This is a genomic window from Mammaliicoccus sp. JADD-157 (genome assembly GCF_049310805.1).
In the GTDB taxonomy this organism is placed as follows: domain Bacteria; phylum Bacillota; class Bacilli; order Staphylococcales; family Staphylococcaceae; genus Mammaliicoccus; species Mammaliicoccus lentus.
The window spans coordinates 887,134-912,579 of record NZ_JBMOVZ010000001.1; the positions used below are offsets into that span (position 1 = coordinate 887,134).

24 protein-coding genes, 1 tRNA gene and 1 pseudogene are annotated in these 25,446 nt (G+C 30.8%); 21 read left to right on the plus strand and 5 right to left on the minus strand.

Annotated features, from left to right (window positions below):
* Positions 1-70: 70 nt before the first annotated feature.
* The 10 genes from uvrC to ACO6VN_RS04540 all read left to right on the plus strand — a co-directional run bounded on the left by uvrC (position 71) and on the right by ACO6VN_RS04540 (position 8,447).
* On the plus strand, positions 71-1,858 hold the full coding sequence (gene uvrC, locus ACO6VN_RS04495) for an excinuclease ABC subunit UvrC (RefSeq protein WP_064204085.1): 1,788 nt from the start codon (positions 71-73) through the stop codon (positions 1,856-1,858).
* Between the two features lie 187 nt (positions 1,859-2,045).
* Positions 2,046-2,657, plus strand: a complete 612-nt coding sequence (locus ACO6VN_RS04500; RefSeq protein WP_017000525.1) for a succinate dehydrogenase cytochrome b558 subunit — start codon at positions 2,046-2,048, stop codon at positions 2,655-2,657.
* Between the two features lie 32 nt (positions 2,658-2,689).
* Positions 2,690-4,453: a succinate dehydrogenase flavoprotein subunit gene (gene sdhA / locus ACO6VN_RS04505; protein ID WP_017000526.1), complete on the plus strand. Its 1,764-nt coding sequence runs from the start codon at positions 2,690-2,692 to the stop codon at positions 4,451-4,453.
* 2 nt (positions 4,454-4,455) lie between these two features.
* A complete protein-coding gene (sdhB, locus tag ACO6VN_RS04510; protein ID WP_017000527.1) occupies positions 4,456-5,265 on the plus strand; it encodes a succinate dehydrogenase iron-sulfur subunit in 810 nt (269 codons plus the stop codon).
* Between the two features lie 214 nt (positions 5,266-5,479).
* Positions 5,480-5,914 carry a MarR family winged helix-turn-helix transcriptional regulator gene (locus tag ACO6VN_RS04515; RefSeq protein WP_064204083.1) on the plus strand — a complete coding sequence of 145 codons (435 nt, stop codon included), beginning with the start codon at positions 5,480-5,482 and terminating at the stop codon, positions 5,912-5,914.
* A complete protein-coding gene (gene racE / locus ACO6VN_RS04520; RefSeq protein ID WP_017000529.1) occupies positions 5,911-6,708 on the plus strand; it encodes a glutamate racemase in 798 nt (265 codons plus the stop codon). Before ACO6VN_RS04515 ends, racE begins: the two co-directional genes overlap by 4 nt.
* A gap of 12 nt (positions 6,709-6,720) precedes the next feature.
* Complete coding sequence (locus ACO6VN_RS04525) at positions 6,721-7,305, plus strand: XTP/dITP diphosphatase (RefSeq protein ID WP_194200856.1); 585 nt, start codon at positions 6,721-6,723, stop codon at positions 7,303-7,305.
* The gene (locus ACO6VN_RS04530; RefSeq protein ID WP_103268814.1) at positions 7,302-7,808 is read left to right on the plus strand and encodes a metallophosphoesterase family protein; all 507 of its coding nucleotides are present in this window, start codon (positions 7,302-7,304) and stop codon (positions 7,806-7,808) included. Before ACO6VN_RS04525 ends, ACO6VN_RS04530 begins: the two co-directional genes overlap by 4 nt.
* 209 nt (positions 7,809-8,017) lie before the next feature.
* A complete protein-coding gene (locus ACO6VN_RS04535) occupies positions 8,018-8,233 on the plus strand; it encodes a hypothetical protein (protein WP_017000532.1) in 216 nt (71 codons plus the stop codon).
* 140 nt (positions 8,234-8,373) lie between these two features.
* A tRNA-Arg gene (locus ACO6VN_RS04540) sits at positions 8,374-8,447 on the plus strand.
* A gap of 153 nt (positions 8,448-8,600) precedes the next feature.
* Here the strand turns inward: ACO6VN_RS04540 and ACO6VN_RS04545 are convergent.
* From ACO6VN_RS04545 to ACO6VN_RS04555, 3 genes are all read right to left on the minus strand, one after another.
* Complete coding sequence (locus ACO6VN_RS04545) at positions 8,601-9,452, minus strand: hypothetical protein (RefSeq protein WP_422404280.1); 852 nt, start codon at positions 9,450-9,452, stop codon at positions 8,601-8,603.
* A gap of 54 nt (positions 9,453-9,506) precedes the next feature.
* The gene (locus ACO6VN_RS04550; RefSeq protein WP_135032350.1) at positions 9,507-9,842 is read right to left on the minus strand and encodes a hypothetical protein; all 336 of its coding nucleotides are present in this window, start codon (positions 9,840-9,842) and stop codon (positions 9,507-9,509) included.
* A gap of 522 nt (positions 9,843-10,364) precedes the next feature.
* Complete coding sequence (locus ACO6VN_RS04555; protein WP_422404281.1) at positions 10,365-11,105, minus strand: hypothetical protein; 741 nt, start codon at positions 11,103-11,105, stop codon at positions 10,365-10,367.
* Between the two features lie 615 nt (positions 11,106-11,720).
* Here ACO6VN_RS04555 and ACO6VN_RS04560 point away from each other — a divergent pair.
* Positions 11,721-11,804: pseudogene (locus ACO6VN_RS04560) on the plus strand (hypothetical protein); the annotation flags it as partial.
* A gap of 100 nt (positions 11,805-11,904) precedes the next feature.
* On the opposite strand, the gene ilvE reads toward ACO6VN_RS04560, so the two are convergent.
* Entirely contained in the window at positions 11,905-12,936 is a 1,032-nt protein-coding gene (ilvE, locus tag ACO6VN_RS04565) for a branched-chain-amino-acid transaminase (RefSeq protein ID WP_422404282.1), read from the minus strand.
* A 182-nt stretch (positions 12,937-13,118) separates the two neighbouring features.
* Here ilvE and ACO6VN_RS04570 point away from each other — a divergent pair, with 182 nt between their 5' ends.
* The gene (locus ACO6VN_RS04570; RefSeq protein ID WP_422404283.1) at positions 13,119-14,108 is read left to right on the plus strand and encodes a YdcF family protein; all 990 of its coding nucleotides are present in this window, start codon (positions 13,119-13,121) and stop codon (positions 14,106-14,108) included.
* Between the two features lie 164 nt (positions 14,109-14,272).
* Here ACO6VN_RS04570 and ACO6VN_RS04575 read toward each other — a convergent pair whose 3' ends face one another.
* Positions 14,273-14,713, minus strand: coding sequence for an N-acetyltransferase (locus ACO6VN_RS04575; RefSeq protein WP_017000538.1), 441 nt, complete (start codon positions 14,711-14,713; stop codon positions 14,273-14,275).
* Positions 14,714-14,847: 134 nt separating this feature from the next.
* Between ACO6VN_RS04575 and bshC the strand changes: the two genes are divergently transcribed.
* From bshC to ftsA, 9 genes are all read left to right on the plus strand, one after another.
* The gene (bshC, locus tag ACO6VN_RS04580) at positions 14,848-16,464 is read left to right on the plus strand and encodes a bacillithiol biosynthesis cysteine-adding enzyme BshC (protein WP_422404284.1); all 1,617 of its coding nucleotides are present in this window, start codon (positions 14,848-14,850) and stop codon (positions 16,462-16,464) included.
* 144 nt (positions 16,465-16,608) lie between these two features.
* Positions 16,609-17,040, plus strand: a complete 432-nt coding sequence (gene mraZ / locus ACO6VN_RS04585) for a division/cell wall cluster transcriptional repressor MraZ (protein WP_017000540.1) — start codon at positions 16,609-16,611, stop codon at positions 17,038-17,040.
* 11 nt (positions 17,041-17,051) lie between these two features.
* Positions 17,052-17,987 (plus strand): 16S rRNA (cytosine(1402)-N(4))-methyltransferase RsmH, encoded by a 936-nt coding sequence (gene rsmH, locus ACO6VN_RS04590; RefSeq protein WP_017000541.1) that lies wholly within the window; start codon positions 17,052-17,054, stop codon positions 17,985-17,987.
* Positions 17,988-18,006: 19 nt separating this feature from the next.
* Positions 18,007-18,387 carry a cell division protein FtsL gene (gene ftsL, locus ACO6VN_RS04595; protein ID WP_064204076.1) on the plus strand — a complete coding sequence of 127 codons (381 nt, stop codon included), beginning with the start codon at positions 18,007-18,009 and terminating at the stop codon, positions 18,385-18,387.
* Positions 18,374-20,626, plus strand: coding sequence for a penicillin-binding protein (locus tag ACO6VN_RS04600; RefSeq protein ID WP_422404285.1), 2,253 nt, complete (start codon positions 18,374-18,376; stop codon positions 20,624-20,626). The genes ftsL and ACO6VN_RS04600 overlap by 14 nt, the downstream gene beginning before the upstream one ends.
* Before the next feature lie 29 nt (positions 20,627-20,655).
* Positions 20,656-21,621, plus strand: coding sequence for a phospho-N-acetylmuramoyl-pentapeptide-transferase (gene mraY, locus ACO6VN_RS04605; protein ID WP_216683130.1), 966 nt, complete (start codon positions 20,656-20,658; stop codon positions 21,619-21,621).
* A 1-nt stretch (position 21,622) separates the two neighbouring features.
* Positions 21,623-22,972, plus strand: coding sequence for a UDP-N-acetylmuramoyl-L-alanine--D-glutamate ligase (gene murD / locus ACO6VN_RS04610; protein WP_422404286.1), 1,350 nt, complete (start codon positions 21,623-21,625; stop codon positions 22,970-22,972).
* A gap of 26 nt (positions 22,973-22,998) precedes the next feature.
* Entirely contained in the window at positions 22,999-23,943 is a 945-nt protein-coding gene (locus tag ACO6VN_RS04615; protein ID WP_216683132.1) for a cell division protein FtsQ/DivIB, read from the plus strand.
* Positions 23,944-24,051: 108 nt separating this feature from the next.
* On the plus strand, positions 24,052-25,431 hold the full coding sequence (gene ftsA, locus ACO6VN_RS04620; RefSeq protein ID WP_194200847.1) for a cell division protein FtsA: 1,380 nt from the start codon (positions 24,052-24,054) through the stop codon (positions 25,429-25,431).
* The last annotated feature ends 15 nt before the right edge of the window (positions 25,432-25,446 follow it).

Sequence of the window (25,446 nt, forward strand, 5' to 3'; positions counted from 1 at the left end):
CGTATGTTTTGGTAGGCAGACAATTTATTGATATAATAATATTAAAAAGTTATAAAGGTAGGTGAATTTTGTGGAAGACTACCAAAAGAAAATTAAACAAAAACTAGAAGTTATACCTACAGAACCTGGTTGTTATATTATGAAAGATAGACACAACTCAGTAATATATGTTGGTAAAGCTAAACGTTTAAGAAATAGGGTTAGAAGCTATTTTACGGGAGCACATGATGAAAAAACAACACGTTTAGTCGGGGAAATAAGAGATTTCGAGTTTATCGTAACTTCTAGTGAAATAGAGTCTTTATTACTAGAATTAAACTTAATTAAGAAGCATCAACCACGATATAATATTTTATTAAAAGATGACAAGAGTTATCCATTTATTAAAATAACAAATGAAGAACATCCACGTTTACTCGTAACACGCACAGTAAAGAAAAATTCAGGTAAATATTTTGGCCCTTATCCAAACGCATATGCAGCACAAGAAACTAAAAAGTTATTAGACAGAATATATCCACTTAGAAAATGCGTTACAATGCCTAATAAAGTTTGTCTTTATTATCATATCGGTCAATGTCTAGGTCCATGTGTTTATCCGGTTGAACAAGCTCAATATCAACAAATGATTAAAGAAATTACTGACTTTTTAAACGGTGATGATAAAACGATAGTGAATGATCTACACGATAAAATGAATGCAGCAAGTGAAGCATTAAAATTTGAAGAAGCAAAAGAATATAGAGATTTAATTAAGCATATTGAAATGTTGAATTATAAACAAAATATGATGTCAGCTGACATGACAATGCGAGATATCTTCGGTTATTCAGTAGATAAAGGTTGGATATGTATCCAAGTATTTTTCATTAGACAAGGTAAGCTAATTGAAAGACAGGCTTCTATGATTCCAATTATTCAAACTGCTGAAGAAGAATTCTATACATTTATTGGTCAATTTTATACGTTGAATCAACATTTAACACCGAAAGAAATTCACATTCCAAAAAATCTAGACAAAAAAACAGTAGAGTCTGTTGTTGATTCAAAAGTTATTCAACCACAAAGAGGTAAGAAGAAAGAAATGGTAGATTTAGCAATTAAAAATGCTAATATTTCATTAAATAATAAATTCGAATTAATTGCTAAAGATGAATCTAGAACAATTAAAGCTATTGAGGATTTAGGAGATTCAATGGGTATCCAAACACCTATTAGAATAGAAGCTTTTGATAATTCTAATATACAAGGTGTTCATCCTGTTTCTGTTATGATTGCTTTCGTAGATGGAAAACCGAGCAAGAAAGATTATCGAAAGTATAAAATTAAAACAGTTGATGGACCCGATGATTATAAATCAATGCAAGAAGCAGTTCGAAGACGTTATACGAGAGTATTAAAAGAAGGTTTACCAATTCCTGATTTAATTATAGTCGATGGTGGTAAAGGACACATGTCTTCAGTAAGAGAAGTTTTAGAAAATGAACTAGGCTTAGATATTCCAATAGCAGGACTTAGCAAAAATGATAAACATCAAACTTCTGAGTTATTATATGGTACGCAAGCAGAAATTATACCACTAAAGAAAAATTCTCAAGCTTTTTATTTATTACAAAGAATTCAAGATGAAGTTCATAGATTTGCTATTACATTCCATCGATCAACAAGACAAAAAACTTCTTTAAAATCTGTATTAGATGAAATAGAAGGTATAGGACCAAAACGAAAACAAAATTTATTAAAACATTTTGGTTCAATTAAAAAAATGAGAGAATCGAATGAAGAAGAATTTATGAAAATTGGATTGCCTCAGAAAGTCGCCCACAACCTAAAAGTAAAACTTGATAGTAAAGAGTAATATTACAATAGAAAATCCAATTATATGGGTATGAGAATAATTCTCATACCCAAAATCTTATGTAATAATGTTACAATATACATGTAATGCTCATTGTGTTTTTTTTAATATACATGTAATCGTTTTCAGTTATAAAAGAAAATATAGACACAATCGAGTTATAGATTAAAGTTAGGGGGGACTTCTTTTGGCGTCAAGCGAAAATCAGTTTATTTTACGTCGTATCCATTCAATGTTAGGTGTAATTCCTATAGGAATATTTTTGATTCAGCATTTGGTAATTAACCATTTTGCAACTATTAGTCCAGAGGCATTTAATAAAGCTTCAGACTTTATGTGGCATTTACCATTCAAAATCGTTTTAGAAGTGGTAATAATTTATATTCCTATATTATTCCACGCTATATATGGATTATACATAGCGTTTACAGCTAAAGAAAATGTAGGCAGACAATCATTATTTAGAAACTGGATGTTTTTATTCCAACGTATAACAGGTGTTATCTCGTTTATATTCATTGCTGTACACGTTTATCAAACGCGTATACAGGCAGCATTAGGACATCATATTGATTTTGATATGGTTTCAGATATATTATCTAATCCTATTTCAGTAACGTTATATGTTATCGGCGTATTAAGTGTTATATTCCATTTCTCAAATGGTTTATGGTCATTCTGTATCACTTGGGGGATCACACAATCGCCTAAGTCACAACGCTATATGACTTATGTAACATTATTCGTATTTATCGTTATTAGTATTATTGGCTTAAGAGCTATATTCGCGTTCGTATAAGATTTATACTTTTTAGGGGAGTGACAATTTTTATGGCAAACAACAAAATTATTGTTGTCGGTGGTGGTTTAGCTGGTTTAATGGCAACAATTAAAGCTGCGGAAAAAGGTGCACATGTTGACTTGTTCTCATTAGTACCAGTTAAACGTTCACACTCTGTTTGTGCTCAAGGTGGTATTAATGGTGCAGTTAATACTAAGGGTGAAGGTGACTCTACATCTATTCACTTCGATGATACTGTATATGGTGGGGACTTCCTTGCTAACCAAACACCGGTTAAAAGAATGACTGAAGCAGCACCAAGTATTATCCACTTATTAGATAGAATGGGCGTAATGTTTAACCGTACACCTGAAGGTCTTTTAGACTTCCGTAGATTTGGTGGAACATTATATCATAGAACAGCTTTTGCTGGTGCAACTACAGGACAACAATTACTATATGCATTAGATGAACAAGTTAGAAGATTCGAAGTACAAGGTTTAGTAACTAAATACGAAGGCTGGGAGTTTTTAGGCATTGTTAAAGATGACGAAGATGCAGCTCGCGGTATTATAGCTCAAAACTTAAAAACTGCTAAAATAGAATCATTTGGTTCAGACGCTGTTATTATGGCAACAGGTGGACCTGGTATTATCTTTGGTAAGTCAACAAACTCAATGATTAATACTGGTTCAGCTGCATCTGTTGTTTATCAACAAGGTGCTAAATACGCGAATGGTGAATTTATCCAAATTCACCCTACAGCAATTCCGGGCGATGATAAATTAAGATTAATGAGTGAGTCAGCTCGTGGTGAAGGTGGCCGTATTTGGACTTATAAAGACGGTAAACCTTGGTATTTCTTAGAAGAAAAATATCCTGACTATGGTAACTTAGTACCACGTGATATCGCAACTCGTGAAATATTTGATGTATGTGTAAACCAAAAATTAGGTATTAATGGCGAAAACATGGTATACCTAGATTTATCACATAAAGATGCCCATGAGTTAGATGTTAAACTTGGTGGTATAATTGAAATATATGAAAAATTCACTGGTGACGACCCTCGTAAAGTCCCAATGAAAATATTCCCAGCTGTTCACTATTCGATGGGCGGCATATGGGTAGACTTTGATCAAATGACCAATATTAAAGGTCTTTTCGCTGCAGGAGAATGTGACTTTTCTCAGCATGGTGGTAACAGATTAGGCGCTAACTCGTTATTATCTGCAATTTATGGCGGTATGGTAGCTGGTCCTAACGCAATGGAATACGTTAAAAATATTGAAACTTCATATACAGAGTTAGATGAAGAATTATATCAAAAACGTATTGACGAAGAACAAGAAAAATTCGATCACTTATTAAATCTAAAAGGTACTGAAAACGCATATAAATTACACAAAGAGCTAGGCGAAATTATGACGGCGAATGTAACAGTTGTACGTCATAATGACAAACTGTTAGAAACAGATAAAAAAATAGTAGAATTAATGGAAAGATATCAAGATATTGATATGGAAGATACGTCAACTTGGAGTAACCAAGCTGTATTCTTTACGCGTCAATTATGGAACATGTTAGTGCTTGCTAGGGTCATAACAATTGGTGCATACAATCGTAATGAATCTCGTGGTGCACACTACAAACCAGAATTCCCTGACCGTAATGATGAAGAATGGTTAAAAACAACAATAGCACAATTCAGAGGAGCTGAAGAGGCACCTGAATTTTCATATGAAGATGTTGATATTAGTCACATTGAACCTCGTAAACGAGATTACTCACAGAAATCTAAAGGAGGTAAATAATAATGGCAGACTCTCAAACAGTTGAACAAAATGCACAAGGACAAAATCAAGAAGACAAAACAATTACATTAATCATAACTCGTCAAGAAAATGACAAATCACAGTCATATGACGAAAAGTTTGTGATTCCATATAGACCAAACATGAACGTGATTGCAGCATTGATGGAAATCCAAAGAAATCCTGTTAATTCAAAAGGTGAAAAAACGACACCTGTTACATGGGATATGAACTGTCTTGAAGAAGTATGTGGCGCATGTTCCATGGTTATTAACGGTAAAGCGCGTCAATCATGTTCTGCAATAATTGATCAATTGGAACAACCTATAAAGCTTGAGCCAATGAAAGCATTCCCAGTAGTTCGTGATTTACAAGTAGATCGTTCTCGTATGTTTGATAACTTGAAAAAAGTACAAGCTTGGGTTCCAATCGATGGTACTTACGATTTAGGTCCAGGACCTCGTATGCCTGAGAAAAAACGACAAACAGCATATGAATTATCAAAATGTATGACATGTGGTGTTTGTTTAGAAGTATGTCCTAACATAAACGTAAATAATAATTTTATGGGGGCACAAGCTATTTCTCAAGTACGTCTTTTCAACTTACATCCAACTGGTAGTATGACAAAAGACGAAAGAATTAAAGCATTGATGTCTGACGGTGGTATTCAAGAATGTGGTAGTTCACAAAACTGTGTGAATGCTTGTCCGAAAGGTATCCCATTAACTACATCAATTGCTTCAATGAACAGAGAAGCAACATTCCAAATGTTTAAATCATTCTTTGGTTCAGATCACCAAGTATATTAATATTATATATTAGTGCTGTGACATTTTGTCCAGTTTATATAAGCCAGTAAAAATTCTTGTATTTTTGAATTTTTACTGGCTCTTTTTATGCTTTAATATAAGGATGTTTATCTATACTAATAAGGCTTAATCAACTCATTTCATTAACTTCAAGTTATTTGATATGTTATTATAAAGTGTATAAGTAAGAAGTTGAAAAGAGGTACCATCGATTATGGAAGATATTACGAAACAGATTGAATATTCTCTAAGACATATTGTAGAAAGAACAAAATATACAGCGAGAACACAATTAAAACTTTATGATATTTCACCACCACAATTTATAACATTGCAATGGTTATATGAAAATGAAAATCTTACTATAGGTGAATTATCTAAAAAATTATTTTTAGCATATTCTACGACAACAGACATCATTGATAAATTAGAAAAGAAAGAGTTAGCAATGAGGATTCAATCTGTTGATGATAAAAGAGTTTTCCATGTTAAATTATTAGAAAAAGGCGAGCATTTAATTGACGAAGTGATTCACGCAAGACAAAGATATACTGAAGAATTATTGTCTGTTATGAATGACGAGGATAAAATCAAATTTAATGAAGCTTTAGATATCATGTTAAAAAGAATGAGAAGTGAAGACCAATGAACAAACCAATAGGCGTGATAGATTCAGGAGTCGGGGGCTTGACAGTAGCTAAGGAAATTATGAGACAATTACCAAATGAAACAATATATTATTTAGGTGATATTGGTAGATGTCCTTATGGTCCGAGGTCGAGAGAAGAAGTCAAAGAATTTACTATACAGCTTGCTAATTTTTTAGTTAAAAAAGATATTAAAATGTTAGTTATAGCGTGTAATACAGCTACAGCTGTAGCATTAAAACCTTTACAGGAATTACTGTCTATACCAGTTGTAGGTGTAATAGATCCTGGTTCAAGAACTGCTATAATGACAACAAAAAATAATCGTGTTCTTGTATTAGGTACTGAAGGTACTATTAAATCTGAAGCATACAGAAGAAGTATTAAGACTATAAACCCTCAAGTAGAGGTAAAAGGCATTGCTTGTCCTGGATTTGTACCATTAGTTGAACAGATGAGATATAAAGACCCGACGATTACAAGTATCGTTATCCATCAGACATTGAAACAATGGAGATATGATGATTCAGATACAGTAATTCTAGGTTGTACACATTATCCATTAATTTATAATCAAATCAATCAATATTTTGATGGTGAAAAGTCTGTTATATCATCTGGTTTAGAAACAGCAAGGGAAGTAAGTGCGTTGTTAACTTTTAGTAATGAACATTCCTATTATACGCCAAACCCACAGCACAAATTCTTTGCCAATGGTGATGTTGAGCACATTACACGAACGATAACAGAATGGTTACATATAGAAAATGTAGAAGTAGAAAGAATAACATTGTAAGGGGAGACTACTATGAAAGACATTATAATTGCATCAAATAATAAAGGTAAAATTGAAGATTTTAAAGCGATATTTCCTAAAGCGAATGTGATAGGTATATCAGAAATTGCACCAGATTTTGATGTAGAAGAAACAGGTACAACTTTTGAAGAGAATGCTATCTTAAAATCAGAAACAGCTTCTAAAGCATTAAATAAAATTGTGATAGCAGATGATAGCGGATTGTCCGTTGAAGCTTTATACGGTGAGCCAGGTATATACTCGGCACGTTACGCTGGTGAACCTAAAGATGACCAAGCTAATATTGAAAAATTATTATCTAACTTAAAAGATAAAGAAAATAAAAAGGCTGAATTTATATGTGCTATTGCTGTAAGTGAACCAGGAAAAGATACAGTAACTTATGTAGGAAAAGTACAAGGAGAAATAATAGATGAACAAAGAGGAGAGAATGGATTTGGTTACGATCCAATATTCTTTGTGCCATCGTTAGATAAAACTATGGCAGAGTTAACTGCAGCTGAGAAAAGTGCAATTAGCCATAGAGGAAATGCTATTAAACTTATGAATGAAGATATAGGGGAGCGATTTCAATGAAATGGATAATTGTTAGTGATAATCACGGAGAACAAGGTATACTTCATGAATTATATGACTATCATAAAAATGCAGATCTATTTTTACACTTAGGAGATTCTGAATTTAATTATGATGACAGTGAATTAAGTTTATTCAAGCGTGTAAAAGGGAATTGTGACTTTGACCCTCAATTTCCAATAGAAAATAGTGGAGAAATAGAGAATATTAAATATTTCTATACACACGGGCACAGATATGATATTAAATCAAATAGAGAAGTTTTAAGTGCACATGCAGCAAATGAAGGTGCTCAATTTGCATTTTATGGTCATAGTCATGTTGCATTATGTGAATCTATAAATGGAGTATATTGTATTAATCCTGGTAGTATATCGCAAACTAGAGGAGATTGGGAAGAAACATATGCGATTTTAGAATTCGATGAAAAAAGAGAAAATGTAAATTTATCATTCTTAAATAGAGATCATAAAGAACTAGAAAAACAATCACTAGCTCTGTAATATAATTTAAAAAGATATAATATGATTTGTAAAAATTAAGTATAAATGAATAGTTATAAATAAAACATGAGATATTCAAGAGAATATCTCATTTTAATTACAATTAAAGAATAAACTTTCATTTGTAAAATAAATGTTTTATAATATGACTATTAATTCACAGTAAATTTAAAAGATTTACAATTAATCAAAATCGGGAGCGGGTATAAATGGAAAGAACGCGTGTAACATCACTTATAAACAATGAAAAATTTTGTATAAATAAAGGTGAAGAAGATGAAGTACATCGTAATGAAAATATATACGTATTAAGCGCTTATGGACTTGTACATGCAAGTATAGTAGAAATCTTTGAAGATCAATCAATTTGCAGAGCAGATAAAGAAAATACAGTTAAAATAAATGATATCGTACTAACAGATTAATAAAAAAATCAAAATTTCATAAAAAGAGTGTAAAAATACCTCGAAAGCGATTTAATAAACCTTTTTCTTTTTAAAAAGTATTGATTAAACTGCAGCAATTAGATATAATTATTCTTGTGTTAATAAATGAGTTAATAAATGTCCTGGTAGCTCAGTAGGATAGAGCAACGGCCTTCTAAGCCGTCGGTCGGGGGTTCGAATCCCTCTCAGGACGCTAATAAGTAAATTCCGTTACATCTCGTTACTAAAAACGAAGGTGTAACGGAATTTTTGTTTATAGTGAATTACTGTTTACTAACGTAATTGCTCCGGAACTACACTAAAATAATTAGAATACTCAACGTCAATAAATCAATTGGAATAAATTCTAATTTGGTGGTAAGAATCCAAGCATTTGTGTAAGTTGTGCTATTGTAGAGATAAATTGTGTGGATTCATTGAATGTTTGTAGTCCTGTTAAAGCAGTTTTAATCATTGATTGTTTTGGTTTTTCTTGTTTATTTTCGTGTTGTATTACTTCTATGAGTTCTTTTATTTCTGCTTTTGTTTCTTTTTCAGTGAAATAAGTATCTAGGTTTTCGAGAATTCCACTTATTAATTTTTCTATTTCATCTACATTTTTTGTATTATTTTTTTGTATATTCATTGTCATATTACCAGATAAACTCTGTTGAATATTATTCCCAGTTCCATTTACAACGAAAGTAGTGCTATTAGTATTATTAGGATTTATATAATCTTCTAATCTTGAAGAAGCATTTGCTGCATCTTGTAAAGTCACAAAAAAATCTCTCCCTTTTTGGTATAGGCTTTCTGCTAATCTAAAGCTTGAATTTGAATTCACATCATTGTAGTCGTGCCAATAATCGTTTACTTTATATGTTTGACCATATTCAACATTATTTTTATAAGAGACGTCACCTATGTTTTTTAAAAGTTTAACATCCATTTGTGTAATCTGACCGTTTGATATATCTTGATTAATCTTATTAAAATCCTCTAAGAAAGTATTTGTGATTTGAATTGTGTTTTTAAACATACTTAAGACGTCGTAATCAATTACTTTCAAATAATTTCTTTTATCTAAGGTTTCTAAAGTTTCTTCAAAGTATGTATTAGTCATGTTTGTATATGCTTGCCATTTATTAATATCTATTTGTATATCTTTTAGAGATTGATCTTCATAAGGCGTCATTCCACCTATTAATCCTTGTGTCATAAGGCAGCTCCTTTATTTTGTTTATATATATATCAACAATATATTATTGATTTTCTAACTTTCTAAAAAGTTTATTCTATCATTTAATTCTATTCTTATTTCATCAAGTTTATACGTATACTTGTCATATGTACTACTTGCATTTTTGTACCAACGTCCGCCAGATTTTGCACTAGCTTCTGAAATAGCATCTCTATAAATTTGAAATACTTTTGTGCCTACATCATCGTATTTACGTAATTTCAATTCATCATCTTTTGAATGTAGTTCTTGTTTTACGAGCATAGCAATTTCATAATCATTATCATCCATTGCTTTTTTAGCTAAATTACTCATTTTCTTTAAATCTTCTAATAATTCATCATCAGTATTATCTATATATTTTAACATTTTATCCCCTCCAAATATAATCTTACTCTATCTCCATAATACAATCCATCTCTAAATATATAATACATTTTCACTTTTCTGAGGGTTTCTAACATTGAATGTTATTTTGTGAAAAACATTCTTTTTCATAAGTCCATCATATACAGCATCATCAAAACTAGATTTAATATATTCATTAAGTTTTCTTATAGTTTCTTTAGAATGAGAATTTGCGAATAGATTAATAAAGTTCTGATAATTTGCTCAAGTAAGATTTTTAACATAATATTACCGATATAAAACCTTGTATCAATTCTAGTAAATGTTTTTCCCATGATATTTAGCATCTTTGGGTGATTCAAAACAAAGTTTTCTGTATCTTTTTCCCTCAAAAGCTGAATTCATATTGATATTTTTCTATGTTTAGTAACTTTCATATTTACACTCCTTACTAAAAAACCTCACGTGTTAGGTGAGGTTGATAATTTATAAGTTATTTCTAATTTTTAATCCATTATTACAATAATAACTCTTTATTATCTATTATGTATGTTGGAAACTAGACACTATTAACCTACTAACTTTTCCATCATCAGTTAATGAGTAGGTAATATAATAATTTTTGTTTATTTTGTTCGAATAATAAGTTTCAGTTGTATCATTTTGTTTTGCCAATAATACAGCATCATCTTCCATATAATCCATGATATGTTCGTTTAAAAAATTTTTGTCTAAGTTTAAATTTAATGGGAAATCTGAAAAGTCTTTTTCAACTTGTAAAATTTTATCGTTGTCACCTAAAATATAAGTAGTATCGGTTCTTTTAGAAATAGCAATTGATCCACTTTTCTTTATATCTGTTTCCGTCAAAACTCCAAAAACTTTGTTACTAGAAGCATTATTTTCATTTTTAATTTCTGTTTTATCATTTTGATTTTGGTCAGCTTTTTCTTCCGTTTTAACTTCTTCGGTTGAAGGTTCTACAGTAGATTTTTCTTCAGTAGACTGTTTCGTAGGTTTAGATTCAGAATTCTTATTAATAGTATTTTTAGATTTGTCTATTGTTTCTGTATCATTTTTGCTAACTGTATAATCATCACTTACTGGTAATGCAACAAAAATACCAACAAAACAAGCGAAGCCTACTAGAAATAAAACTATTGAACTAATTAAAGGAACTTTAATATTTCCTTTTTTAACAATTCTAACAATGGTGATGATAAACATTGTTAGAAAAGCAATTGAAATAAAAAACCATAAAACTGTAAAAATAAAACTTCCCATGTAAAACTCCCTTTCTTAATAGAAATTATATATTAAAACACCTTTAATGGATTACTTTCTATAATATAAATCTAATTGCAGGTGATTAAACCAATTAGCAGTTCATACACATTTTTTAATCTAGATAGTGCCATCATAAATAACAATTGTAATAAGGCAATTTCTAATTTCTGATGTTCTTCTTAAAAAAGTATAACTATCTCTATTAATATAGGCTACATTGAATACCCGTTTACGCACATATCTTCTCCAATACTAGCACCAGTAGTACTATGTCTAGTAAAAGATATTTTCTCATTATGGTTATTATATTTGAATTTATTTTCCTTGATAGAAAATAATTACTTGGAAAATTATCAGATATTGCATAATAATTTGAGCTTTAATTGTATATAATTACCTTAACAATATTGTAAAACTTTAACTAAATGAGTAAAAGGTAATATTTTTACATTAAAGTTACATATTACAATTTACAAACTAGAGTAAGCTAGCTATATTTTTATTAAAGGAGTGGTTTGGTTGGTGATGAGATGAAAGTTCATAAATTAATATACTATATACAAAAACATCATTAACCTTTACTAGGAAAAAACAATTATAGACGCTATTTAAAATCCAAATAATTCTATGATTATTCAATCTAAAGTGACAGATGCTTTACAAGCTAAGAACATAAAGAGACAAAGGCCAAATAAATTATAGTCATATGCACATTCAAAACAGAATAAAAATCCCAATCCGCTTTGTAGTTAATGTAACGGATTGGGATTTTTATTTTGCATAAGATTTATATATTCTAAGCTTCAACTTCGTTTAATTGCTTTACATCTAATGTCCAATTAAATATATCTTCTGCTTTGCCTGTTTGTATGTCTGTATATGCTTTATATAATTGTTGAGTAATGCTTGATCTTTGATTGCTATTAAGTATTATCTCGTTATTTAAGTGTGAAATTCTATTTACGGGTGTAATTGCATTTAATGTGTCTGTGCAAAAGACTTCGCTTAAAACACCATTGTCATTTGCTAATACGATATCTTCTATAGCTATTTCTTTTTCTGATACTTGATATCCAAGGTTATTGGCGAGTTCAATCATAGTTTGGCGTATAATTCCGGGTTTAATACTCCCATTTAATTTTGGAGTTACAATTTCATTATTGATTACGAAAAAGATGTTTTTGTTACTAACTTCTTCTATATATTTCTTTTCTATACCGTCTAACCATAGTACGTTATCATATCCTTTTTCTTCAGCTTGCTTTTGTGCTAAAAATTGTGAAGCAAAGCTGCCTCCAAATTGTGTGTAACCTGCGTCTCCTCTTATTGATTTTACAAGTTCTTGTTCCACATATAATGAAATAGCGTTTGGTAACGTTTGATCTGATTGTTTTGGAATAGTTGAAACTATAATATTGAAATTATATTCTTCAGATTTGCTTACACCTAATTTACTTTCTGTAGCATACATAAAGGGACGTATGTATATTGAGTTTTCTTCATTAATGTTTATAGAGCTATCAACATTGAGTAATTGGATTAGGGTATTAATCACAGGTTCTACTGGAATGGTGGGCATTTCTAATCTTGTTAAAGAATGATTGAATTTATTTAAGTGATCATATGGTTTGAAAATGGAGAAGTTATTTTTATCATTAAAGGCTATCATATCTTCGAAAACTGTTTGACCGTAATGTAAACATTGCGCGCTAGGTGAAATTGTTATGGGGGCATAAGGTCTTATTACGGGTTTTGACCAACCTATATCTGAGTGATACGACATGTTGATCATATATTCGGAAAATTTATTAATCGATTCATCATTCATTGTTATTGCCTCCTAAAAAGTTTATGTAATGTTGAATAGTATATCAGCTACATTGACCTAATACAATACGTTATTTGAATATTCTGATAATTAATAAAATGATTTTATTCTTTATTTTATGAATATTTTTCATTATGATGATATACTTTTATTGTTATGAGTAATGGGAAGGGGTGAGCATAATGACAGTGGGTATTGTTTTTTTAATAATATTTTTATTGAGTTTTAAAATAGAATTTCGCCAATATAAAAATGTTTATTTTCTAGCTATTATTTTTATGTCGGTTTTAATCAGTATATTTGTGAACCTAATCATCCCAAGTTTTGAATTAAATATGAATGTGAATTACTTATTAATTCTTAATATGTTTTATGGTGTATTAGTTATTGTAGTTATGCTATTGTCACTTCTCAATACCAAAAAGAAAATTGCGAATGAAGGTAAATTTGTTAATAATATGCTCGTTTTAGGTTATGGTGTTTTTATTCTTATTAATTTCTTAATCATTAGTTTTAAGCCAGATTCAATTTTAAAATTTTATGAAGGTATATGGATTGTATACGTATCACTAATATTCTATTACTTAAACATTATCTTCATATTTCAAAATCTTTATGCTTGGATCATAAGTGGGTTATCAAGAAAAAGAAAAAGTCATTTCATTATCGTTTTAGGAGCAGGCATTATAGAAGACAAAGTAACGCCATTACTTCAAGCAAGATTAGATAAAGCAATTAAAATAAAAAAGAAAAATTTAGATGCGGTGTTTATAGTAAGTGGAGGCCAAGGACCAGACGAAATTGTAAGTGAAGCAGAAGCTATGCGTAAATATTTGTTGAGTCAAGGGGTATCAAATAAAGATATTATTATGGAAGAAAAATCTACAAATACTAAAGAGAACCTTATATATTCTTATGATATTATGAAAAAATATGAAGTAAATCCGTTTGCGATTATTGTTTCGAATTATTTTCATATATTGAGAGCTGGATTTTTATCAAAGCAATTAAAGATTGATGCTACTGTTTCAGGTGGTTTTTCAAAGACATACTTTTATCCTAACACGTATGTTAGAGAATTCATGGCTTTGTTGGTCATGTTTAAGAAGACACATATAATCGCATTTTTATTGATAACAGCTTATGTTATATCGTACGTATTAACACAATAAGAGGGTGTCGCCTCTAAGACGAAAGAAATTTTAACTAAACACGTTATATCTAAATTTTAATTGACGACTATAACAAAATAGCATCTCATTTCTAACTGAATAAATCAGTGAAATGAGATGCTATTTATTTTAAGTTAGGAATTATATTCCAGACTGTTTTTTATTTAAGGAGTCCAAATTACAACGTCTTCTCCAGATTGATTTTGTTGCTCGATATCTTTAAATCCATGATTTACAAAGAAATCTTTAGATTGGTTACGTGCAATACATTTAATCGGTAGGCCATAGCTTTTAGCATAGTCTAATAATTGCAATCCGTAACCTCTGTCTTGATAATCTTTTAACACTTCTAGTTTCCATAAAATTAAATAATCACTAAAGTTAGGGAAATAAGTCTTCTCAACTTCATCTTGCTTGAATAAGCACATTCGAGCTACTAATTTATCCCCAACATAAATGCCGAAAAATGGTGAATCTGAACTTGCATCTATAATTTTGCCTTTTAGTTCTTCTACCATATATAAACCTTCGTTACCGAAGTTTCGGAATTGTTCAAATGCTTCTTCTGTTTTGTAATTAATTTGTAAATGTTCTACTTTTGCCATGATAATCCCCCTTGCTCTTTTCTTAATTATACTTCATTTATAACAAATTTTAAATTATAAGCCGTTAGATTGTTTTATTTAGCTATAATCTTTATACTTATTATAGTAATCAATTCTGAAGGAGAAAGACACGTATGGACTGTATAAAGACGTTAATTGATAAACAAAATAGTTTCATAGATAGATACACTAATCAAAGTGAAGAAATACTGAATTTTTATGATTATAAGCCAGGCTTACAAGATGAATTCGTTAGACGAAGCGAGACATCTGCTAATGGTAGAGAAGAAACATTAGCACATGTTATAAGAAATTATATGTCTGATTTAACTTTATCAAAGGCTCAAGAAACTAATATTCAAAATTTAAGTAAAGGTCATAAAGTTGTAATTGGTGGTCAACAGGCGGGATTGTTTACAGGACCACTTTATACATTTCATAAAATCATTTCTATCATTATTTTAGCTAAAGAGCAAAGTCAAAAATTAAATCAACCTATCATACCAGTATTTTGGATTGCTGGGGAAGATCATGATTTTGATGAAGTGAATCATACATACGCGTATGACCGTATCACAAGACAGTTAAATAAAATCAAATATAATACTGTAGAACCACCAGAAAAAAGTGTTTCTGAATATGTATTTGACGAAGAGCTTATATTGAAAGCTTTAGATGATATGTTTAAATCTATTGGAGAAACAAAACATTCAAAAGATTTAAAATCGTTAATCACTCAAATAGTAAAGAATGCTCATTCATGGAGTGATATGTTTAAATATTTAACACATGAAATTTTTAAAGAATACGGTTTATTAGTGATTGATGCTCATCACCCAAGATTAAGAGAAATGGAAAAACCATTCTTCAAACAAATTATAAATAATTATAAACAAGTTGATGAAGCCTTCAGAACAACGCAAAATAATTTTGCAGAAGTTATCAAAAATCGCATGATTTTGACTGATACGAATGTACATTTATTCTATGAGTATAATGACAAACGTCAATTAATAATGGCGGATGAAAATGCTTTTTATTTAAGTAAGGATTCTGAGGTTGTATTTAGTGAAGATGAATTGCTACAACTAATAGATAATTACCCAGAGAGATTTTCTAATAATGTGGTAACAAGACCTCTTATGGAAGAATATTTATTTAATACTTTAAGCTTTATTGGTGGTCCAAGCGAAATAATCTATTGGGGAGAGTTAAAAGGTGTATTCAACGTATTAAATATTGAAATGCCAATTGTAACACCTAGAATGCGTATAAGTTATTTAACTCAAGAAGCGAAAAAAGCTATAGAATCATATGAAATAGATATAAATGATATTTTAATAGAGGGCGTACAAAGTGATAAAGATAAGTTTATACGTGCTCAAGCATCTGATGAAGTATTAAGAGAAATTGAAAAAATGAAAGATATACAAACATCATTTCACCATAAATTAATTGATGAAATCGGTGATGAATATCAAAATAGACAATTAATAGAAAAAAACAACAAAATTCATCAACATCAGTATCAGTACTTATTAGATCGATATTTACTGAATGTTGAAAGAGAAAACGAAATTAGTATGAGACATTTTGAAACAATAGAAAATACGTTACACCCTCACCAAGGTTTGCAAGAAAGAGTGTGGAATCCGGTACAAATTATGAATCAATTTGGGACAGATGTGTTCAGTCCCTCCACCTATCCACCACTTTGTTACACTTTCGAGCATATAACAATAGAAGTATAGAAATATCAATGGTTACACCGAATTTACAGACTTGTAAATTCGGTGTTTTTTTTATGTATTGTACAAATTTTGAGAAAACTTGTATAAATAGTGGAGGATTGTGGGGGAATGTGGTAAATTATAAATAAGGTGAGGTGAAATAAAATGTTCATGGGTGAATATCAACATCAATTAGATACTAAAGGACGTATGATTGTACCTTCGAAATTTAGATATGATTTGAATGAACGTTTTATTATCACTAGAGGCCTAGATAAATGTCTGTTTGGTTATACACTTGAAGAGTGGGCACGCATCGAAGAAAAATTAAAAAACTTACCTATTACAAAAAAAGATGCACGTAAATTTATGAGAATGTTTTTCTCAGGTGCTGTTGAAGTTGAATTAGACAAACAAGGACGTATTAACATCCCGCAAAATTTAAGAACATATGCAAATTTAAGTAAAGAATGTACAGTAATTGGTGTTTCTAACAGAATTGAAATCTGGGATAGAAACACTTGGAATGATTTTTATGATGAATCTGAAGACAATTTTGAGGACATTGCAGAAGATCTCATCGATATTGATTTTTAGGAGTGGAGTAAATGTTTCATCACGTATCAGTACTATTAAGAGAAACAGTAGACAAATTAGACATAAAACCCGATGGTACATACGTAGATTGTACATTAGGTGGAGCTGGGCATAGTTTATACCTAGCCGAACAATTGAATGATGATGGTCATCTAATTGCAATCGATCAAGATGAGACGGCTATTCAACATGCTAAAAATATTTTGAAGGATCATATCCATAAAGTAACCTTTGTACAAGACAACTTTAGAAATTTAGAACATATATTAGAATCATTAGATATAAGCAAAGTAGATGGTGTGCTTTATGACTTGGGCGTTTCAAGTCCGCAACTTGATACTCCTGAAAGAGGTTTTAGTTATCATTATGATGCAAAGCTTGATATGAGAATGGACCAAACTCAATCACTATCTGCATATGAAGTGATAAACGAATGGCCGTATGAGCAACTTGTTAAAACATTTTTTAGATATGGTGAAGAGAAGTTCTCTAAACAAATAGCTAGAAAGATTGAAGCAAGACGAGAAAATGCTCCTATAGAAACGACTTTCGAACTAGTGGATTTGATAAAAGAAGGAATCCCAGCTGCTAAGCGTAGAAAAGGCGGACACCCAGCTAAAAGAGTGTTCCAAGCTGTGAGAATTGCAGTGAATGATGAGCTAGGAGCCTTTGAAGAATCTATTGAAGCAGCTATACAACATGTCAAAGTTGGTGGGAGGATTTCCGTTATCACTTTCCATTCTTTAGAAGATCGTTTGTGTAAACAAGTATTTCAAGAGTATGAAAAAGGGCCGGATGTCCCAAGAGGATTACCAGTTGTACCTGAGGAATACCAACCTAAACTCAAAAGAGTTAACAGAAAGCCTATTATTTCTGATGACGAGGAACTTGAAGAAAATAACCGAGCAAGAAGTGCGAAGCTAAGAGTAGCAGAAATCTTAAAGTAGTTAGAGGAGTGGCAATTGAATGGCAGTAGAGAGAATATATCCAAATTATAGACCTGACGAGTGGCAAGAGCCACAAGTCGAACCGCAAAGAAAAAAAGTTACCAAAAGTAAAGTAGTTGGCATATCAAGGATAGAAAAGTTTGTATACATAACACTAATAACTATGATTGCGTTGATAAGTATTTATATGCTATCTTTAAAAATGGATGCGTACAATAATAAAACTCAAATTGCAGAATTAGATAATAAAATTGAAGAGCAAAAAACTACTAATGGTGATTTGAAAACAGAATCTATGAAGCAGTCATCATATGAACGTATCTACGAAAAAGCTGAAGACTATGGTCTTAAGTTGAATAACAACAATGTAAAGGTAGTGCGTAGTGATGCCAAAAATTAAAATAAAGAAAAATAAAATAGGAGCAGTCCTCTTAGTAAGTTTTTTCGGACTGCTCTTTTTTATATTGGTCTTAAGATATTCCTACCTCATGATCAGCGGACAAGCTGCTGGAGAGGATTTAGCATATAGAGCAAGTGAAAAATATTTAAGACAAACAGTTGCTCAACCTGAAAGAGGTAAAATTTATGACAGAAATGGAAAAGTGTTAGCAGAAGACACGGATAGTTATAAATTGGTCGCTATTCTAGATAAAAAAATGAGTAAAGATAGTGATAAACCGAGGCACGTAAAAGATAAAGAGAAAACAGCAAAAGAACTTTCGAAAATCTTAAAAATGGATGAAAAAGATGTATTAAAAAGGTTGAAAACTAAAAATGCTTTCCAAGTTGAATTTGGTCAAAAAGGAAAAGATTTAACTTATAAGCAAAAAACAGATATTGAGAAATTAAAACTTCCAGGTATTACTTTTGAAACCGAAAAGAAACGATTTTATCCAAATGGCAATTTTGCATCCCATCTTATAGGATTAGCTGATAAAGATCAGGAAACTAATAAGTTAACAGGTGTATATGGTGCTGAAAAAGTCTTTGATAGTTATCTAAAAGGTAAGACAGGTAAAAATTCTTATAAACAAGATATTTGGGGCATGTTAGTACCAAACTCAGAAGATAATATTGAAGCTAAAAATGGTGACGATGTACATCTAACATTAGATTCGAATATCCAAGTATTTGTTGAGAATGCATTAGATAAAATGGTTGATCGTTATGAACCAGAAGATTTATTTGCAGTTGTTATGGATGCTAAATCAGGTGAAATATTAGGCTATAGTCAACGACCGACATTTAATCCAGATACAAAAGAAGACTTTGGTAAAAAATGGGCGAATGATTTATATCAAAATACATATGAACCTGGTTCGACATTTAAAACGTACGGACTAGCTGCTGCAATTGAAGAAGGCAAATTCGAACCTAATAAAAAATTCAAAACAGGTCATAGAGAAATTGACGGATTTAAAATTTATGACTGGAACGATGATGGCTGGGGTAATATACCTATGACAACTGGATTCACATATTCAGCAAACACTTTAATGATGAAATTACAAGATTTAGTTGGTGCAGATAAAGCGAAAACTTATTATGAAAAATTCGGTTTTGGTAAGAAAACAGGAAGTTTATTCGATAGCGAAGCTCCTGGTAACATTGCATTTGATAATGAACTTCAAAGAAAAACATCTTCGTTTGGACAATCTACAACTGTAACACCAATTCAAATGTTACAGGCAGAAACTGCGATTTTAAATCAAGGTAATATGTTACAACCATATTATGTTCAATCAATAAAAAATCAACAAACTAAAGAAACGATTAAAGAAGGTAAGAAAAAAGTAGTAGGTAATCCAATTTCAAAAGATACAGCTCAGAAAACGATGACTGAATTGGATAAAGTGGTAAATAGTAAAGACAGTAATGCAACCAATTACAAAATTGATGGATATCGTGTTGCTGGTAAGACAGGTACTGCACAAGTTCCTGACACTAAAGGTGGCGGATACGTAGATGGGGCTAATCCTTATTTTGTAAGTTTTATGGGATATGCACCAGCTAAAGATCCAGAAGTAGTTGTTTATGCAGGTATGTCACTAGCTAAGAAACGAGACTTAGAAGCTTATGAATATGGTGTTTCTCGTGGCTTTAATCCAATAATGGAGAATACATTGAAATATTTAGATGTAGAAGAAAGTGAAGGAAAAGAGAAGAATGACTCTTCAAAAGTTCCAGATGTTGTTAATATGGAAACACAAAAGGCTACAGACATTGTAAAAGGTAAGAAATTAGAACCTGTCGTTATCGGTAATGGAGAAAAAATAATAAAACAATTACCTCTAAAAGATAAAAGCGTACAAGATAAAGAAAGAGTGTTACTTGTGACAGATGGCGAACTAACAATGCCTAATACTGAAAAATGGACAAAACGTGATATATTAAAACTTCAAGAAGCGACTGGTATTAAAGCAGAAACAGAAGGATCTGGTTATGTTAAAGAACAATCAGTAGATGAAAATCAAAAAATTAAATCAGGCACTGAAGTTAAATTTACGTTGTCTAATAATCATCCAAATGGAGAAGATTCAATAGGGCAAGTACCAGAAGAAGATACAAGTGAAAAAGAAAAAGAAAAAGATAAAAAAGAAGAGAAATCGAATGATTCTAAAGAATCAGATGATTCCTGATAAATAAACAAAAGAAAAGGTGAACTATTATGAATTTTACGCTACCTGTCATTGCGTTTTTATTGACTTTGATTCTTGTACCAATACTTATCCCCACACTTAAAAAACTTAAGTTTGGGCAGAGTATAAGAGAAGAGGGTCCTCAAAGTCATATGAAAAAAACAGGCACACCAACAATGGGTGGATTGACATTTTTACTTTCTACCATTGTGGTGACGGTTATTGCATTATTTTTCGCTGACCAAATCGGACCGCTAATTTTATTATTATTTGTCACAATAGGCTTTGGACTAATTGGTTTTATAGACGATTATATAATTGTCGTTAAAAAAAATAACCAAGGCTTAACGAGTAAACAGAAGTTTTTAGCTCAAATTGCAATAGCTGTAATATTTTATATTGTCAGTGTTGCGTTACCAAATTATCAATTTGAGTCAGCGATTAATATACCGTTTACTGATTGGTCATTACCGTTATCAGTATTCTATATCGTGTTTATTATATTTTGGCAAGTAGGATTTAGTAATGCTGTTAACTTAACTGATGGATTAGATGGCTTATCGACTGGGTTATCTGTTATAGCATTTGCATTTTATGCAATATTGTCATTTGTTTTAGATAAACCAGAAATAGGGTTATTCTGTTTAGTGATGTTAGCTAGTTTAATTGGATTCTTAATTTATAATAAGTATCCAGCAAAAGTATTTATGGGTGACACAGGTAGCTTGGCATTAGGCGGTATCTTTGCAACTATTTCTATTATGTTAAATCAAGAAATTACTTTATTATTGATTGGTTTTGTATTCGTTATTGAAACTTTATCTGTAATGCTACAAGTAACTTCATATAAACTTACTGGAAAAAGAATATTTAAAATGAGTCCATTGCACCATCATTTTGAATTAGTAGGTTGGAGTGAGTGGAAAGTTGTATTAGTATTTTGGGCTACTGGCATCGTTACAGGAGTTATAGGTCTATGGATTGGAGTGATGTAAAGTGAAGCCATATACTGGATTGAAAGATAAGAACGTCTTGATTTTAGGGTTAGCAAAAAGTGGATATGAAAGTGCTAAGCTTTGTAAGAAACTAGGTGCAAACGTTATAGTAAATGATGGACAAGATTTAACGAACAATCCACATGCATTGGAGCTTGTAAATGATGGGATTAAAGTTATTAGTGGTGAACATCCATTGAGTTTATTGGATAACAATCCATTAATCGTTAAAAACCCAGGTATCCCATATAAAATCCCTTTATTACAAGAGGCATTAAATAAAAATTTAAAAATCATAACGGAAATTGAATTAAGTTATTATATTTCTGAAGCGCCTATAATTGGTATCACAGGAACAAACGGGAAAACTACAGTTACTTCACTAATTGGTGATATGTTTGGAAACAGCAAAGTGAAGGGCCAAGTATCGGGCAATATAGGTGTTGTAGCATCGAAAGTAGCACAAGATGTGAGGAAAGATGATTACCTAATTACTGAGTTATCGTCATTCCAACTTCTAGGAACGGTTGAATACAAGCCTCATATTGCAATTGTTACAAATATTTATTCAGCTCACTTAGATTATCATGGTTCATTAGAAGAGTATCAAAATGCTAAAAAGAATATATTTAAAAATCAAACCGAAGATGATTATCTAATATTTAATTATGAACAAAGACATCTTATTGACAAAGATGAAATTAAATCAAAAATTTTATATTTTTCAACAGAACAAGAGGTAAACGGGATATACATCAAAGACGATTATGTAGTATATAATGGTGTGCGTATTATTAACACGAATGACATCGTATTACCTGGTAAGCATAATTTAGAAAATGTATTAGTAGCAGTTCTCGCTTCTATTATATCCGGAGTAGATATCAAGTCTATAGTCCATACCCTTACTACATTCTCTGGGATAAAACATAGACTACAGTACATAGGAACGAACAGAGGTAATAAATATTACAATGATTCGAAAGCTACAAATACATTAGCAACAAGATTTGCGTTAAGCTCATTTAATTCACCAATTATTTGGTTATGTGGGGGATTAGATAGAGGTAATGATTTCGACGATTTAATTCCTTATATGGATAAAGTTAGATTAATGGTCACTTTTGGTGAAACAAAAGGTAAATTAAAAACTTTAGGTGCAAGTCAAGGTAAAGAAGTACTAGAAGCTAAAGATGTTAAAGGTGCTGTTGATTTAATACAAGATCATATTCAATCTAATGATGTTGTATTATTATCTCCCGCATGCGCAAGTTGGGATCAATACGATACATTTGAAGCACGTGGAGATGAATTTATTGAGAGTTTCCAAAAACATTTACCTTCATTCTAGAAAAATGGTTATAAGGAGTGACAACAGTGAGTAAGAGTTCTGATAAAAATGAAGATATTTTAAAATTTGAAACGGCTACAGAAGATAAACACCTTAAAAGTCTAAAAACAAAAAGAAAGCGTAGACGACAAATTCAATTAGGCGTATTCATTGGTGTTATACTCCTTGTCTTGTTAGTAGTTTTATATATGTTTACGGATATCAGTAAAGTAGATAAAGTAGAAATTAATGGTGAAAAGCTTGTTGCTAAAAAAGATATCGAAAAAGCATTAAATATAAAATCTGATTCTAGAATTTATAATTTGCCAATGAGCGAAATGAAATCTAAGATTGAAAAAATCGAAGGTATTAAAAATGTTGAAATAAAGCGTCGTTTTCCTAATGATTTAATCGTAAATGTTAAAGAATATGAAACAATAGGCTTAATCAAAAATAAAAAAGGGTATGAACCACTATTGGAAAACGGTTCTACTATCAAAAAATTATCAACAGATTTACCAATCGATGTTCCGATTTTAAATGACTTCACTTCTAAAAAATTAAACAAAATTGTACCAGAGTTAAAGAAAGTAAAACCTAAAGTAAAATCAATGATTTCAGAAATTAATTATAAACCAGGTGAAAATAATCAAAATAGAATCCAAATGTTTATGACAGATAATGTAGAAGTTGTTGGAGATATTCAAACTTTTGCAAATAAAATTAACTATTATCCTAGCATATCTGATAAATTAGAGAGAGATAATACTGGAGAATTAAAAACACCAGGTTTTGTTGATTTACAAGTAGGTGCTACATTCTTACCATATGAATCTAAAGAACAACAAAAAGAGCGTGCAAATAAAGAAAGTGAACAAGAAGAAAATACAAAATCTGAGCAACAAAAGTTAGATCAAGCATTACAAGATTTATCAAAAGAACTAGAAAAATCTGATGAAGAACCAAAATCAACAGAAAAATCATCAGATTAACTAAAAATTCAACAAATAAACCTATTATTAGTTCACATTAAAACATCAATCATGTAAACTAAGAATAGTGTAAATTAGATTATCATGTCTTAGAGGAGGTGCCTATCGATGGAGGAACATTATTATATTAGTTTAGATATAGGTTCATCGAGTGTAAAAGTAATTGTAGGAGAAAAATTTCATAATGGCATTAACGTGATAGGTACAGGGCAAACGTTTACAAATGGAATAAGAAATGGTTGTATAGATGATTTTGATATTGCTAAGCAAGCAATTAAAGATACAATCAAAAAAGCGGCGATTGCTTCTGGAGTAGACATTAAAGAAGTTTTCTTAAAAATGCCTATCGTAAATACGGAAATATATGATGAAAAATATGAAATACCATTTGAAGGAACGGAAACAGAGATTGATGGTGCTCACATAGAATCTGTCTTAGAAGGCATAAGAGGATTAAATGACGTACCTGAAACCGAAGTTGTTGGGGTATTCCCAATGAAATTCATAGTAGATGATTTGCATGAAGTTTCAGACCCTAAAGAAATGGTTGCTACACAATCATTGAAGGTTGAAGCTGGTGTGATTGCAACATCTAAATCACTTTTAATCAATATAATTAAATGTGTAGAATCATGTGGTGTAGATGTATTAGAAGTATTCTCAGATGCTTTTAATTATCAGTCAATCTTATCGCCAACAGAAGTTGAGTTAGGCGCTTGTGTCATTGATATAGGTGAAGATTTAACTCAAGTAGGTTTCTATGAACGAGGCAATCTTGTTGATGCGGATACAATTGAAATGGCAGGAAGAAGCATTACAACAGATATTGCTAAAGCATTAAATACTACATATGACAACGCTGAAAAAATCAAACAACAATATGGTCATTCATTCTATGACTCAGCATCTGATCAAGATGTTTTCAGTGTTGAGCAAATCAATGAAGAAGGTCACGCACAATTTACTCAAAAAGAATTAAGTGAAATTATTGAATCAAGAATGGAAGAAATTTTCTTCGATGTTTTTGATTTATTACAAGATATGGGTATTACAAATGTTAACGGTGGATTTATCGTAACTGGTGGTACTTCAAATCTATTAGGAATTAAAGAATTATTACAAGATATGGTGAACGAAAAAGTACGTATACACACACCATCTCAAATGGGAATTCGCAAACCAGAATTTACGTCAAGTATCTCTACCATATCTAGTGGAATTGTCTTTGATGAGCTACTAGATTATGTTACAATGAATAATTATGATGCGGATACAATTGAAGAAGAAACTTATGATGAAGTAAATCAAGAATCTAAAGCAAAACCTTATGAACAATGGTTTAAGAAAAAACAAAACAAAGACAAAAATAATGATACAAAAGCTTCAAGTTCTGGTAACGACAATCACTCCGAAGCTGATTATGATTCGGATAGTCAAGAAGAGAAGCCAAGTGTATTCAAGAAATTAATGAAATCGTTATTTGATTGATGGGTCATAAAGATT

Bases quoted from the DNA above. Each gene is read 5' to 3' on its own strand.
- ftsL (WP_064204076.1), top strand. From the start codon at position 18,007: ATGGCAGTAGAGAGAATATATCCAAATTATAGACCTGACGAGTGGCAA.
- racE (WP_017000529.1), top strand. From the start codon at position 5,911: ATGAACAAACCAATAGGCGTGATAGATTCAGGAGTCGGGGGCTTGACA.
- ACO6VN_RS04550 (WP_135032350.1), bottom strand. From the start codon at position 9,842: ATGTTAAAATATATAGATAATACTGATGATGAATTATTAGAAGATTTA.
- mraY (WP_216683130.1), top strand. From the start codon at position 20,656: ATGAATTTTACGCTACCTGTCATTGCGTTTTTATTGACTTTGATTCTT.
- rsmH (WP_017000541.1), top strand. From the start codon at position 17,052: ATGTTTCATCACGTATCAGTACTATTAAGAGAAACAGTAGACAAATTA.
- ACO6VN_RS04575 (WP_017000538.1), bottom strand. From the start codon at position 14,713: ATGGCAAAAGTAGAACATTTACAAATTAATTACAAAACAGAAGAAGCA.
- ACO6VN_RS04530 (WP_103268814.1), top strand. From the start codon at position 7,302: ATGAAATGGATAATTGTTAGTGATAATCACGGAGAACAAGGTATACTT.
- sdhB (WP_017000527.1), top strand. From the start codon at position 4,456: ATGGCAGACTCTCAAACAGTTGAACAAAATGCACAAGGACAAAATCAA.
- ACO6VN_RS04515 (WP_064204083.1), top strand. From the start codon at position 5,480: ATGGAAGATATTACGAAACAGATTGAATATTCTCTAAGACATATTGTA.
- ACO6VN_RS04555 (WP_422404281.1), bottom strand. From the start codon at position 11,105: ATGGGAAGTTTTATTTTTACAGTTTTATGGTTTTTTATTTCAATTGCT.
- ACO6VN_RS04535 (WP_017000532.1), top strand. From the start codon at position 8,018: ATGGAAAGAACGCGTGTAACATCACTTATAAACAATGAAAAATTTTGT.
- ftsA (WP_194200847.1), top strand. From the start codon at position 24,052: ATGGAGGAACATTATTATATTAGTTTAGATATAGGTTCATCGAGTGTA.
- ACO6VN_RS04525 (WP_194200856.1), top strand. From the start codon at position 6,721: ATGAAAGACATTATAATTGCATCAAATAATAAAGGTAAAATTGAAGAT.
- ACO6VN_RS04600 (WP_422404285.1), top strand. From the start codon at position 18,374: ATGCCAAAAATTAAAATAAAGAAAAATAAAATAGGAGCAGTCCTCTTA.
- ACO6VN_RS04570 (WP_422404283.1), top strand. From the start codon at position 13,119: ATGACAGTGGGTATTGTTTTTTTAATAATATTTTTATTGAGTTTTAAA.
- sdhA (WP_017000526.1), top strand. From the start codon at position 2,690: ATGGCAAACAACAAAATTATTGTTGTCGGTGGTGGTTTAGCTGGTTTA.
- ACO6VN_RS04545 (WP_422404280.1), bottom strand. From the start codon at position 9,452: ATGACACAAGGATTAATAGGTGGAATGACGCCTTATGAAGATCAATCT.
- bshC (WP_422404284.1), top strand. From the start codon at position 14,848: ATGGACTGTATAAAGACGTTAATTGATAAACAAAATAGTTTCATAGAT.
- mraZ (WP_017000540.1), top strand. From the start codon at position 16,609: ATGTTCATGGGTGAATATCAACATCAATTAGATACTAAAGGACGTATG.
- ilvE (WP_422404282.1), bottom strand. From the start codon at position 12,936: ATGAATGATGAATCGATTAATAAATTTTCCGAATATATGATCAACATG.